Source organism: Pseudomonas sp. NPDC089396, assembly GCF_044749545.1.
Taxonomy (GTDB): domain Bacteria; phylum Pseudomonadota; class Gammaproteobacteria; order Pseudomonadales; family Pseudomonadaceae; genus Aquipseudomonas.
On record NZ_JBIVIC010000007.1, the window covers coordinates 183,952 to 196,988 of the forward strand.

10 protein-coding genes are annotated in these 13,037 nt (G+C 64.0%); 6 read left to right on the plus strand and 4 right to left on the minus strand.

Annotated features, from left to right (window positions below):
- Window positions 1–12 precede the first annotated feature (12 nt).
- Window positions 13–912, plus strand: a complete 900-nt coding sequence (locus tag ACIPZB_RS15320) for a hydroxymethylglutaryl-CoA lyase (RefSeq protein ID WP_400641219.1) — start codon at window positions 13–15, stop codon at window positions 910–912.
- A gap of 532 nt (window positions 913–1,444) precedes the next feature.
- On the opposite strand, the gene ACIPZB_RS15325 is transcribed toward ACIPZB_RS15320, so the two are convergent.
- Window positions 1,445–1,984, minus strand: a complete 540-nt coding sequence (locus ACIPZB_RS15325) for an MgtC/SapB family protein (protein ID WP_400641221.1) — start codon at window positions 1,982–1,984, stop codon at window positions 1,445–1,447.
- A gap of 299 nt (window positions 1,985–2,283) precedes the next feature.
- Between ACIPZB_RS15325 and ACIPZB_RS15330 the strand changes: the two genes are divergently transcribed.
- The 5 genes from ACIPZB_RS15330 to ACIPZB_RS15350 all read left to right on the plus strand — a co-directional run bounded on the left by ACIPZB_RS15330 (window position 2,284) and on the right by ACIPZB_RS15350 (window position 9,339).
- Window positions 2,284–2,523 (plus strand): DUF3203 family protein, encoded by a 240-nt coding sequence (locus ACIPZB_RS15330; protein WP_400641223.1) that lies wholly within the window; start codon window positions 2,284–2,286, stop codon window positions 2,521–2,523.
- Window positions 2,524–2,646: 123 nt separating this feature from the next.
- On the plus strand, window positions 2,647–4,032 hold the full coding sequence (gene ccoG, locus ACIPZB_RS15335) for a cytochrome c oxidase accessory protein CcoG (protein WP_400641530.1): 1,386 nt from the start codon (window positions 2,647–2,649) through the stop codon (window positions 4,030–4,032).
- Window positions 4,033–4,072: 40 nt separating this feature from the next.
- Window positions 4,073–5,482 carry a GntR family transcriptional regulator MpaR gene (mapR, locus tag ACIPZB_RS15340; RefSeq protein WP_400641225.1) on the plus strand — a complete coding sequence of 470 codons (1,410 nt, stop codon included), beginning with the start codon at window positions 4,073–4,075 and terminating at the stop codon, window positions 5,480–5,482.
- A gap of 56 nt (window positions 5,483–5,538) precedes the next feature.
- Window positions 5,539–7,197, plus strand: a complete 1,659-nt coding sequence (locus ACIPZB_RS15345) for an ATP-binding protein (RefSeq protein ID WP_400641226.1) — start codon at window positions 5,539–5,541, stop codon at window positions 7,195–7,197.
- A 66-nt stretch (window positions 7,198–7,263) separates the two neighbouring features.
- Window positions 7,264–9,339 carry a PAS domain-containing protein gene (locus ACIPZB_RS15350; protein ID WP_400641228.1) on the plus strand — a complete coding sequence of 692 codons (2,076 nt, stop codon included), beginning with the start codon at window positions 7,264–7,266 and terminating at the stop codon, window positions 9,337–9,339.
- 10 nt (window positions 9,340–9,349) lie between these two features.
- On the opposite strand, the gene ACIPZB_RS15355 is transcribed toward ACIPZB_RS15350, so the two are convergent.
- The 3 genes from ACIPZB_RS15355 to ACIPZB_RS15365 all read right to left on the minus strand — a co-directional run bounded on the left by ACIPZB_RS15355 (window position 9,350) and on the right by ACIPZB_RS15365 (window position 13,006).
- Window positions 9,350–10,096, minus strand: coding sequence for an SDR family oxidoreductase (locus tag ACIPZB_RS15355; protein ID WP_400641230.1), 747 nt, complete (start codon window positions 10,094–10,096; stop codon window positions 9,350–9,352).
- Window positions 10,097–10,280: 184 nt separating this feature from the next.
- Window positions 10,281–11,816 (minus strand): DHA2 family efflux MFS transporter permease subunit, encoded by a 1,536-nt coding sequence (locus tag ACIPZB_RS15360; protein WP_400641232.1) that lies wholly within the window; start codon window positions 11,814–11,816, stop codon window positions 10,281–10,283.
- Window positions 11,813–13,006 (minus strand): HlyD family efflux transporter periplasmic adaptor subunit, encoded by a 1,194-nt coding sequence (locus ACIPZB_RS15365; protein WP_400641234.1) that lies wholly within the window; start codon window positions 13,004–13,006, stop codon window positions 11,813–11,815. The genes ACIPZB_RS15360 and ACIPZB_RS15365 overlap by 4 nt, the downstream gene beginning before the upstream one ends.
- Between the last annotated feature and the right edge of the window lie 31 nt (window positions 13,007–13,037).

Genomic DNA, 13,037 nt, shown 5'->3' on the forward strand with positions numbered 1-13,037 from the left:
AGGAACCCCGCCATGTCCTTGCCCGAAAAAGTCCGCCTGGTCGAAGTCGGCCCCCGCGACGGCCTGCAGAACGAAGCCCAACCCATCAGCGTCGCCGACAAGGTGCGCCTGGTCGATGACCTCAGCGCGGCCGGGCTGGGCTATATCGAGGTGGGCAGTTTCGTCTCGCCCAAGTGGGTACCGCAGATGGCCGGGTCCGCCGAAGTGTTCGCCGCAATCGAGCAGCGCCCAGGCGTCACCTATGCCGCCCTGGCCCCCAACCTGCGCGGCTTCGAGGACGCCCTGGCGGCCGGGGTGAAGGAAGTGGCGGTGTTCGCCGCGGCCTCCGAGGCCTTTTCCCAGCGCAACATCAATTGCTCGATCAGCGAAAGCCTGAGCCGTTTCGAACCGATCATGGACGCCGCGCGCAGCCACGGTGTGCGGGTGCGCGGTTACGTGTCCTGCGTGCTCGGTTGCCCCTATGAAGGCAAGGTCAGCGCCGCGCAGGTCGCCGCGGTGGCCAAGGCCCTGCATGACATGGGCTGCTACGAGGTGTCGCTGGGCGACACCATCGGCACCGGCACGGCGGGCGATACCCGGCGCCTGTTCGACGTGGTCTCGGCCGTGGTGCCACGGGAACAATTGGCCGGGCACTTCCACGACACCTACGGTCAGGCCCTGGCCAATGTGTACGCCAGCCTGCTCGAAGGCATCAGTGTGTTTGACAGCTCGGTGGCGGGCCTTGGCGGCTGCCCATACGCCAAGGGCGCCACGGGCAACATCGCCAGCGAAGACGTGCTGTACCTGTTGCAGGGGCTGGGCATCGAAACCGGTATCGACCTCGACCGACTGATCGCCGCCGGGCAACGCATCAGCCAGGTGCTGGGCCGGGCCAATGGTTCGCGGGTGGCGCGGGCGCGCAGCGCCCAGTGATTCACACGATTGTCACAGGGGTGTGGGCGGAGTGTTACCGCCCACACACAATTCAGCAAAAAATCGGGTAACAGGGAAACAAATCGGCAGAATTTCAGGCCGCTCGCATTGGGTGACTTTCATCAAGCCATTGATTTTAAAGGGTTTTCAAAAGTTGGCACGGCACCTGCTATATCTTTGGTACAACAACAACAAAAATGCGATACCCAATAAAAACAACAGATAACGGCTCTGACATAACAAGAACAACACGGCAGAGGCGTAGCAAGCAGATTTTTTTGGAGTCGACACGCTTTTCAGGGGTTCGCCCCGCGATCTGACACAGAACAATAAAACTACCTCAAGGTAGCGGCAGTCAGGATCGGATCATCACGATGAAAGCAGGTCAGCGCTCAAAAAAATACGTTTGCTCTTGACCCCGCATGGGGGTCGCTCGCGACATCAAGGCAGGCTAATAAAAACAACAAATGGCCAGTCTTCAATAATAAGAAAAGAGCAGGCAACAACGCTTTGAGGGGAGCTTCGGCTCCCCTCAGTGCTTCCTGCCCCCCTCCTCTTCCTTCGTTTCCTCCCCCTCCTTGCGTTTCGCTTCGCCTTCCCCCTCGATCTTGTCCACCACCAACGGCATCGTCGCCAGCACCAGCAACGCCATCACGGTACTGATCAGCGCCGTGGCTTCGCGCCCCATGCCTGCAGCCGTGCCGATGGCAGCCGTCATCCACAGACCGGCCGCCGTGGTCAGGCCTTTGACATGACTGGCGTCGTGGCCATTGCCTTTGAGAATCGTACCCGCCCCCAGAAAACCGATACCGGCGACGATACCCTGGACCACCCGGCTCAGTGCTTGCTCGTCGGCGCCGGCCATGCTCGGTGCCAACACGAACAGCGCCGCGCCCATCGACACCAGCATGTGGGTACGCACGCCGGCAGCCTTGCCCTTGCTTTCGCGCTCGAAGCCCAGCACGGCGCCCAGGATCGCCGCCATCAGCAAGCGCAGGAGGATGCGGGTGACTTCGCGCTCGTCGGTGATATCGGCGAATTCTGCTTGCAGGGTTTGCCAGACAAGGTCCATCGAATATCTCCTCACAGGCTTTGAAAGCCACGGCTAGCGCGATCCCTGTCATCTCTGTGGGAGCCGGCTTGCCGGCGATAGGGCCCGAGATGTTCTTCGCCTGCCCGGACCTCATCGCCGGCAAGCCGGCTCCCACAGGGATCACAGGAGTTACAGGGGTCACAGGGGTTACAGGAATCGCGCTGGCCTTTCTGGGTTGACCTGGGCAACGCACGCAAAGTGCCCGCCCAGCGGACCAATGCAGCAACCCGTCCACCCCAGCGGTCACAACTGGTAACCGCACCCCGGAGGACCACCCCATGCCCGTCGAAATCGAAGAAAGCACCCGCCGCTGCACACTCATCGGCGAAGAGCTGCGCATCGAAGGCGAAGGCCCGGACATCGAGATCGTTACCGATGAGCAGATGCACATGTCGGTGGCGCTGTTGGCCGGCCAACGTGTTCCGATCACCGAAGCCGAAGCCGATGCACTGACTGTTGCAGGTGCGGTGGATAGCCGCAGGCACTTGAAGGCCAGCGTTCCAGGCTCGGTGATATAAGGTCTCGGACGCTATTTGGCAGCCATCTGATACGCTTTTTATCGCACAACCTGAGTCTGTGCTGAAAACAGCCAGGGGGCCATAGTGCTCAGGCCTGATCGAGGCCTGATGAGCACCGTAGCCATGTACGAGAAAATCGACGTCATCCAGATCGCTGCCAAGCGCCCCAGCGCCAGCGGCATCCATACCCGCAGCTTCACCGGGCTGTACCGCAACCTGCGCATTGGCTTCGCCGGGGTGCTGTTCGTGCTGTTCTTCGGCACGGCCTGGCTAGACTGGAACGGCCGCCAGGCGGTGCTGTGGGATCTGGCCAGCAGCAAATTCCACATCTTCGGCGCCACCTTCTGGCCCCAGGACTTCATCCTCCTCTGCGCCCTGCTGATCATCGCCGCCTTCGGCCTGTTCGCCATCACCGTGTATGCCGGCCGGGTCTGGTGCGGCTACAGCTGCCCGCAAAGCGTATGGACCTGGCTGTTCATGTGGTGCGAGAAGGTCACCGAAGGTGACCGCAACCAGCGCATCAAGCTCGCCGCCGCGCCCTGGACCCTTGGCAAGCTCGCCCGCCGCACGCTCAAGCACGGTTTGTGGCTGGCCATCGGTGTGCTCACCGGGCTGACCTTCGTCGGCTACTTCACCCCGATCCGCCCCTTGGCCCAGGAACTGTTCACCCTGCAACTGGAGGGCGTGGCGCTGTTCTGGGTGCTGTTCTTCACCGCCGCCACCTACCTCAACGCCGGCTGGCTGCGCGAAGCAGTGTGCCTGCACATGTGCCCTTACGCGCGCTTCCAGAGCGTAATGTTCGACAAAGACACCCTGGCCGTGGCCTACGACCCACGCCGTGGCGAAACACGCGGCCCGCGCAAGAAAGGCAGCGATGCCCGTGCGCAAGGCCTGGGCGATTGCATCGACTGCACCCTGTGCGTGCAGGTCTGCCCCACCGGCATCGACATCCGCGACGGCCTGCAGATGGCCTGCATCGGTTGCGCCGCCTGCATCGATGCGTGCGACAACGTCATGACCAAAATGGGCTACCCCAGCGGCCTGATCGGCTACAAGTCCGAGCACAGCCTGCAAGGTGGCACGACCCGCTGGCTGCGCCCGCGCCTGCTGGGTTACGCCGCCGCCCTGCTGGTGATGATCGCGGCCTTGGTAGTGGCCTTGCAGCTGCGCCCGATGGTGTCGCTGGACGTGATCAAGGACCGTGGCCTGTTCCGCGAGAATGCCCAGGGTCAGATCGAGAACATCTACCTGCTCAAGGTCATCAACAAGACCGAGCACAGCCAGCGGTATCAGTTGCGCCTGCTGGATGCCGACGGTTTCGCCCTGCAGGGCCGCAACGAGCTGGTGATTCCCGCCGGAGAAATGGCCGAGCTGCCGGTATCGGTGGCCCTGCTGGCCGAACGCCCGGCCAGCAGTTCGCAGGAACTGGCCTTCGAAATCCAGGACAGTGACCAACCCGAGGTGCGCAGCGTGGCGCGTAGCCGCTTCGTGGCGCCGATCAATCGCTGATCCCTTACACTCAACTGTTCACCTTGCCTGCCGAGCCCTCATGAAACGTTACGAACGCTTTGCCGACGACATTGCCGAACTGATTCGCTCCGGGGTACTCGGCCCCGGCCAGCGCGTGCCTTCGGTGCGCTATGCCAGCCAGACCCACGGTGTCAGCCCGTCGACGGTGTTCCAGGCCTACTACCTGCTTGAACGCCGCGGGCTGATCCGCGCGCGGCCGCGTTCGGGCTACTTCGTCAATGCCCACGCGCCACGCCCGTTCAGTGAGCCGCAGGCCCTGGAGCCGCAGAGCGAATCGACCGACGTGGATGTCAGCGCCCTGGTGTTCTCCATCCTCGAATCGATCAAGGACCCGAGCACGGTACCGTTCGGCTCGGCCTTCCCCAGCCCCGAACTGTTCCCGCTGCAGCGCCTGTCCCGGTCGCTGGCCAGTGCCAGTCGGGCGATGGACCCGCGCATGGTGGTCACTGACCTGTCGCCGGGCAACCCGCAGCTGCGTCGGCAGATTGCCCTGCGCTATATGGTCGGCGGGCTGATGCTGCCCATGGAAGAACTGCTGATCACCAACGGTGCGCTGGAGGCCTTGAACCTGTGCCTGCAGGCTGTCACCGAACCCGGCGACCTGGTGGCGATCGAAGCGCCGGCCTTCTATGCCTGCCTGCAGGTGCTGGAGCGGCTCAAGCTCAAGGCCGTGGAAATCCCGGTGCATCCGCGCGAAGGCATGGACCTGGCAGTGCTGGCGCAAACCCTGGACAAACACCCGGTCAAGGCCGTGTGGTGCATGACCAACTTCCAGAACCCGGTGGGCGCCAGCATGCCCGAAGCGAAGAAACAGGCACTGGTCGAACTGCTGAGTCGCCACCAGGTGCCACTGATCGAGGACGATGTCTACGCCGAGCTGTACTACGCCCAGCAGGCGCCCAAGCCAGCCAAGGCCTTCGATACCCAGGGCCTGGTGATGCACTGCGGCTCGTTCGCCAAGAGCCTGGCACCGGGCTACCGCATCGGCTGGGTGGCGGCCGGGCGCTTTGCACAGAAGATCGAGCGGCTCAAGCTGATGACCTCGTTGTGTGCCTCGATGCCGGCCCAGGCGGCCATCGCCGACTACCTGCAGCACGGTGGCTATGACCGCCACCTGCGCAAGCTGCGCTATGCCCTGGAAGGCCAGCAGGCCAACATGCTCGCCGCCATCGCCCGGCATTTTCCGGCGCAGACGCGGGTCAGCCAGCCTGCTGGCGGCTACTTCCTGTGGCTTGAATTGCCCGAGCAAATGGACGCCCTGAAGCTGTTTCACATGGCCTTGGCGCAGGGCATCAGCATCGCCCCGGGGCCGATCTTCTCGCCCACCCGACGCTTCGGCAACTGCATCCGCCTGAACTACGGAAGCCCCTGGAATGCAACGGCGGAAAACGCCATGGAAACCCTGGGACGGATCATCCGCTCCTTTTGAAGGCACATTGCCTTGCACGCGACTATAGTTGGGCGACCTGATACCGGATCGCCCGCATGCCGACAGACCCATCCACCCCCACCCTCGAAGAGCTTCAAGCGAAAGTGGCAGAGCTTGAAGCGCAATGTGCACAACGCGTCGACCAGGCGCAGGCCAACAGCAAGCTGCTCGGGGAGCTGGTCGACCACAGTCTGGCCAACGTGTTCGCGGCAGATCGCGACTTTCGCCTGCTGGCCATCAACCGTACCGCGCAGGACACCTTAAAGCGTTTTCGCGGCTTCGTTCCCAAGGTCGGCGACTACATTCCGCAGCTGCTCGCCAGAGAGCCTGACATCATGCGCCAGTTGGAGCCGGTCTGGCCAAGGATCCTGGCGGGCGAGGCGTTCGTCGAGATCATCGCGCTGGGCGCATCCGGCGCGCTGCGCCACTACGAAATCCGCTACAACCCACTGCGTGACGCGCAACAGGAAATCCAGGGCGGCTACCTGTTCGCCTACGACATCACCGAGCGTGTCATCGAGCAGGAACGCCTGCGCGAAACCGAAGAAGCCCTGCGTCAGTCGCAAAAGATGGAGGCGATCGGGCAGTTGACCGGCGGCATTGCGCACGACTTCAACAACCTGCTGGGCAGTATCCTTGCTGCGCTGGAGATGGCCGAGCAACGGCAGTCCGAAACACGCCTTCAGGACAGCCGGCAGTTGATGACAGTGGCCCGCCACAACACCCAACGCGCCGCCACACTGGTACAGCGCCTGCTGGCCTTCGCCCGCCAGCAGAAACTGGTGCCACAAGCCGTCGACGTGCAGCAACTGGTGGCCGGCATGCGCGACCTCATCGGCAGTTCGATCGATTCGCACATCACCTTCGTCGATGAAACCCTGGCCGGCCAATGGCTGATCCGGGTCGATCCGCCGCAACTGGAAAATGCCCTGCTCAACCTGTGCCTCAATGCCCGCGACGCCATGCCTTTGGGGGGTACGCTGCGCATAGGTTGCGAGAACACCCGGCTCGATCCGGCCAAGGCCCGTGCACTTGATGTGCCGCCTGGCCAATACCTGCAGATCACCATCAGTGACAACGGCACTGGCATGTCCGAACAGGTCGCACAGCGTGCCCTCGAACCGTTCTTCACCACCAAACCGATGGGCCAGGGGTCCGGGCTGGGGCTGTCGATCGTATACGGGTTCATACGTCAGTCCGGTGGGCAGTTGCAGATGATCAGCAACAAGGGCCACGGCACCTGCATCCACCTCTACCTGCCCAGGGAAACCGCAGACCTGCCCGAGCCTGCGGTTCGCCAGGAGCAGCCGGTATCGAACGCCACCCGATCGGGCTCACATCGGGTCATGCTGGTGGAAGACCAGGACACCCTGCGCCTGGTGATCAGGGAAGTACTCGAAGACTACGGGCACCAAGTGCATACCTTCGCCGATGGCAAGCAGGCCCTGCAGGCATTGCACATGGGCCTAAGGCCTGACTTGCTGATCACCGATATCGGCCTGCCCGGTGGGGTCGATGGCCATCAGTTGGCAGCCGCTTGCCAGAATATGTCCCAGGAGATCGCGGTGCTGTTCATTACCGGTTATGGGCAGGGCACCGGCATGGCCAAGACCTTGCCCAGCGAGCGCGTCGAGATGATCTACAAGCCGTTCGAGCTGGCCGTGCTCAAGCAACACGTCGAGCGCCTGCTGGAAAACCTGCAGGCATTGCCGTGACCGGCTATGCACCTTGTGACTGGACAGGCTAAAGTCACGCCAGTCAGTTTTCTGTCGGAAGTCGGCATGCCATCCCGCGATCTATTCGCCCTGCGCCAGCAAATCGAAGTACTCCAGCAGCGCAACGCCCTGCTGGAGTCGCGGCTGACGCGTTACCAGGACCAGGACCAGAACGTCTACCGCTTTCTGTTCGACACGATGGACGAAGGCTTTTGCATCATCCAGTTCTTCGACGGCCCCCACGGCCCGCTCAGTGACTATGTGCACGTGCTGGCCAACGCCGCCTACGCCAAGCACGCCGGGATCCCCAACGTGGTCGGGCAGAAGCTGCGCGAAATGGTGCCCGACGAAGCCGACGTCTGGGTGGCCCGCTACAGTGCAGTGCTGCGCACCGGCGAGCCCTTGCATTTCGAGCAAGAGCTGGTTGCCACTGGCCATGTGCTGTCAGTGACCACCTTTCGCGTCGAGCCGCCCGAGCGCCGCCAGGTGGCGGTGCTGTTCAAGGATGTGACCGCGCGGCGCAAGGCCGAACTGGCCCTGCAGCAGCTCAACGAAGTACTGGAACAGCGGGTCAACGCCGCCCTTGCAGAACGGCGCCTGTTCGCCGAGCTGGTCGAGCAAGCCGTGGTCAACGTCCACGTGATCGATACCGACATGCGTTGGCTGGCGGTCAACCGCCAAGCCAAGGAGGACTTCCACAGTCTCTACGGCCGAACACCGGAAGTGGGCGAGCACCTGCCTACCCTGATGGCCAATGCGCCCGCCGATTGCCAGCAGGCGTTGGCCTTGTGGCGCCGGGCACTGGCCGGTGAGCGCTTTACCGAGGTGGTCGCTTTTGGTCCGGAGCATGACCGACGCCATTACGAACTGCGCTTCAATGCCCTGCGTGATCAGGACGGCACTCTGCAAGGCGCGTACCTGTTCGCCTACGAGATCAGCGAGCGGATCAAGGAGCAGCAGCGCCTGGCCAAGGCCGAGCAAGCGCTGCGCCAGGCGCAGAAGATGGAAGCCGTGGGCCAGCTCAGCGGCGGCATCGCCCACGATTTCAACAACCTGCTGGGCAGCATCCTTAACGCCCAGGAGTTGATGCGCCAGCGTTTGGACCAGGCCCGTCATGACGAACTGGCGCCGTTGCTCGAACTGTCCAGCAGTTGCGCACAGCGCGCCTCGTCGCTGGTGCACCGGTTACTGGCCTTCTCGCGTCAGCAGACCTTGCAACCGAGCGCCACCCAGGTCGCGACGCTGGTGACTGGCATGGAAGAACTGGTGCGCCGCGCCATTGGCCCGGCCATTACCCTGCGCAGCCACTTCGACAACCCGTTATGGCCAACCTTTATCGACCCGCCGCAACTGGAAAGTGCGCTGCTCAACCTCTGCCTCAATGCCCGTGACGCCCTCCCAGCCGGGGGGGCGATCGATGTCCTGGGGGAGAACATCACGCTCGCCGCGGAACACGCGCGGCTGCTGGAACTGCCGAGCGGCGATTACGTGCGCCTGAGCGTGGTCGACAATGGCTGCGGCATGAGCGCGAACGTGTCGGCGCGGGCGATGGACCCCTTCTTCACCACCAAACCCATGGGCCAGGGCACCGGCCTGGGGCTGTCGATGACCTACGGTTTCGTGCGCCAGTCAGGTGGCCAACTGCGCTTGTTGTCGACCCCAGGTTCCGGCACCCGGGTCGAGCTGTACCTGCCGCGCCATCATGCGCAACCCGAAGTGCCCGTGGATGAGCTCAAACCTTTGCCACTCCAGGATCAACCCACAGGCGGCCAGCGCATCCTGCTGGTGGAGGACCAGGCAGCCCTGCGCCTGGTGATCGGCGAGGTACTGGAGGAACTGGGTTACCAGGTTGAAACATTCGAGAACGGGCCCGCCGTGCTGGCCTACCTGCAGCACGCCGAGCGCCCGGACCTGCTGCTCAGCGACATCGGTCTGCCCGACGGCCTCAATGGCCGCCAGCTGGCCGAACGTTGCCGGCAGCAGTATCCCGACCTCAAGGTGCTGTTCATCACCGGTTACGATGAGAGCGCGGTGCTCAGCGACGGGCAACTGCTGCAAGGTACCGGCGTGCTGACCAAACCTTTCGAACTGCCGGCCTTGGCCGAGCGCGTTCGCCAGTTGCTGGAGGATGAGCGGCCCTGAGGGGCCGCCCTCAGCGCCCGCCGCCCAGGTCGATGAAACTGCCGGTGGAATAGGATGCCTTCTGCGACAACAGCCAGAGAATCGCCTCGGCCACTTCCTCCGGCTGGCCGCCACGCCCCATGGGCAGGCCGGCTTCCAGCTTGCTCACCCGGTCCGGATCACCGGACAGGGCATGAAAACCGGTATGAATGTAGCCAGGGCGCACCCCGTTGACCCGCACGCCCTCCCCCGCGACTTCCTTGGCCAGGCCAACGGTGAAGGTGTCCAGCGCACCTTTGGAGGCGGCGTAGTCGACATACTCGTTGGGCGAGCCCAGGCGCGCGGCGACCGACGACACGTTGACGATGGCACCGCCCTGGCCGCCATGCCGGCGAGCCATGCGCAGCAAGGCGTGCTTGGCGCACAGCATCGGGCCGACGACGTTGGTCTTCATCATCTTGAGCAGGCGAAACTCCGACATCTCCTCGACGCGGCTCTGCTGGCCGATGGTGCCCGCGTTGTTGACCAGCGCGGTAACCGGGCCGAGTTCCTGGTCGACGCGGTGGAACAGCTGGATCACCTCGTCTTCGACACTGGCATCGGCGCGCACGCTGATGGCCTCGACGCCGAGTGAGCGCACCTGACCGAGCAGGCTTTCAGCGGCCTGGTCGTCGGTGAGGTAATTGATGCAGATGCGATAGCCCTGTTGGGCGGCCATTAAGGCGGTGGCGGCGCCTATGCCACGGCTGGCGCCGGTGATGACGATGACTTTCTCCATGGAACTGCCGGTCGTTTGGGAAGGGAGCATCGACAATAGGGGAAAAGCTATCTCATGGGAATAGATCGGCGGTCGGTGTGGGAGCCAGCTTGCCGGCGATAGGGCCAGTGCAGGCAAAAACCTTCTGTGGCCTCATCGCCGGCAAGCCGGCTCCCACAGGGAAATCACTGCTTTCAAAAACGTTTCAATGCCCCGCCGACGCCGGCCCCGCCTTGGCGGTGAACGGCGGCTTGGCCAACCACACCAGCAGGATCAGCCCGGCAAACACCCAGGTCATCAGGGTGAAGTAATCCACGGTCGACATCATGTAGGCCTGCCGGTTGAGCATCTGCTCCAGCAACGCGTAGCTCTGCAGGTTGGCACCCCCCAATTGTTCCAAGGTATGCCGCGTCGCCGGCTCGAACTCACTGATGTGCTCGCTCAGGTAGGCGTGGTGCTGGTCGGCCCGGCGAATCCAGATCCACGTGGTCAGCGACGCGGCAAAACTGCCGCCCAGCGTGCGCAGGAAGGTCGCCAGCCCCGAACCGTCGGCAATCTGATGCGGCGGCAGGTCCGACAGCAGGATGCTCAAGGTCGGCATGAAGAACAGCGCCACGCCAATGCCCATGAACAACTGCACCAGGGCAATGTGCTGGAAGTCCACCTCACTGGTGAAGCCAGCCCGCATGTAACAGCTGCCGCCAATCGCCAGGAACGCCAGCCCCGCCAGCACCCGCAAGTCGAAGCGGTGGGCGTACTTGCCCACGAACGGCGACATCAGCACCGGCAGCAAGCCGATCGGTGCCACCGCCAGCCCCGCCCAGGTCGCGGTGTAGCCCATCTGCGTCTGCAACCACTGCGGCAGCATCAGGTTGATGCCGAAGAACCCCGCATAACCCCCCACCAGCACCATCGTGCCGATGCGAAAGTTACGGTGCACGAACAGCCGCAGGTTGACCACCGGATGGCGGTCGGTGAGCTCCCAGATGACGAAGATGGCCAGGAACACCACCGAAATCAGGCTGCCGATGATGATGAACGACGACTCGAACCAGTCCAGGTCATTGCCCTTGTCGAGCACCACCTGCAGCGCGCCGACGCCGACGATCAACGTCAGCAGGCCGATATAGTCCATCGGCTGGCGGCTGGTGACCACCGGCCGCGTGCGCATCTGCTGGCGCACCACGGCGGCGGCGAACAGGCCGATGGGCACGTTGATGAAGAAGATCCATGGCCAGCTGTAGCTGTCGGTGATCCAGCCGCCCAGGATCGGCCCGGCAATCGGCGCCACCACCGTGACCATCGCCAGCAAGGCCAGGGCCATGCCCCGCTTGGCCGGCGGGTAGACGGCGATCAGCAGGGTCTGGGTCATCGGGTACAACGGCCCGGCCACCACCCCCTGCAGCACACGAAAGCCCACCAGCTCCGGCATCGACTGGGCGATACCGCAGAGAAAGGAGGCCAGCACGAACAGCAGCGTGGCCCAGATGAACAGCTTGACCTCACCGAAGCGCCGGCTCAGCCACCCGGTCAGCGGCAAGGCGATGGCGTTGCTCACCGCGAACGAGGTGATGACCCAGGTGCCCTGCTCGTAGCTCACCCCCAGGTTGCCGGAAATGGTCGGCAGCGCCACGTTGGCGATGGTGGTGTCGAGCACCTGCATGAAGGTCGCCAGCGACAGGCCTATGGTGGTCAGCAACAGGCTCGGCGGCGTGAACTGGGCCGGGGCGTTGTCGCTCATCGCTGGGCCGTCTTGCCGGAAGCGCTGTTGGCGTGGATCAACCGGGCGATCAGCGCGTCGGCCTCGACCAGCGGGCGGTCATACACCTGGGTGGTGTAGCTGGCTTGCTGCGGTGGCTGCTGGGCCAGGGCCGGGCCACTCTGGTCATGCAGGTCGACCTCGACCACGGTGGAAAGGCCGATCCGCAGCGGATGGCCCTTGAGCTGATCGGGGCTCAGGTGAATGCGCACCGGTACGCGCTGAACGATCTTGATCCAGTTGCCGGTGGCATTCTGTGCCGGCAACAGGGCAAAGGCGCTGCCGGTTCCCGCGCCCAGGCTATCGACCGTGCCGCTGTACTTGACCTCGCTGCCGTACAGGTCGGCGCTGATGTCCACCGGCTGGCCGATGCGCATGTTGCGCAGTTGGGTTTCCTTGAAGTTGGCGTCGATCCACACCTCATCCAGCGGGATCACTGCCATGGTCGCAGTGCCCGGCTGCAAGCGCTGGCCCAGCTGCACGGTGCGCTTGGCAACGTAGCCGGTGACCGGCGCCACCAGGGTGGTGCGGGCATGGTCGAGGTAGGCCTGGCGCAGGTCGGCGGCGGCAGCCATGACCTCGGGGTGCGAGGACACCACGGTGTCGTCTACCAATGCGGTGCTGGTATTGAGCTGCTGGCGGGCGCTGTTCACCGCAGCCTGGGCCACGGTCAGGTCATCCCGCGAATGAGAGATTTCTTCGGCGGCGATCGCACCGCTGTCGGCCAGCACCTTGCGCCGGTTGTAGTTCTGCTGGGCTTTCTGCAGCTCGGCCTGACGGGTCTGCAGCTGGGCCTTGAGCGAATCGACGTTACTGTACAGGCCACGCACCTGGCGCACGCTGCGGGCCAGCTTGGCTTCGGCGGCCTGCAGGGCGACTTCGCTGTCGGCCGGGTCGAACTGCAGCAGCACCTGACCGGCGTGCACCAGGTCGCCATCGTCGGCACCGATGCTGGTCACGGTGCCGGTCACCAACGGCGTGATCTCCACCACGTTGCCGTTGACGTAGGCGTCGTCGGTGCTCTCGTGCCAGCGCCCGATCAGGCTGTACCAGCCCCAGGTGCCCGCGCCTGCGAGCAGCACCAGCAGCAGCAGGCCAAGCAGCCAGGCCTTGCGCTTGCGCGAGGGTTGCGGCGCGTCGGGGGGAGTTGAGGTGTCTGCGGGAGTGGCCATGGGTAGTACCTTGGAAAAAGCGTAACGGGGT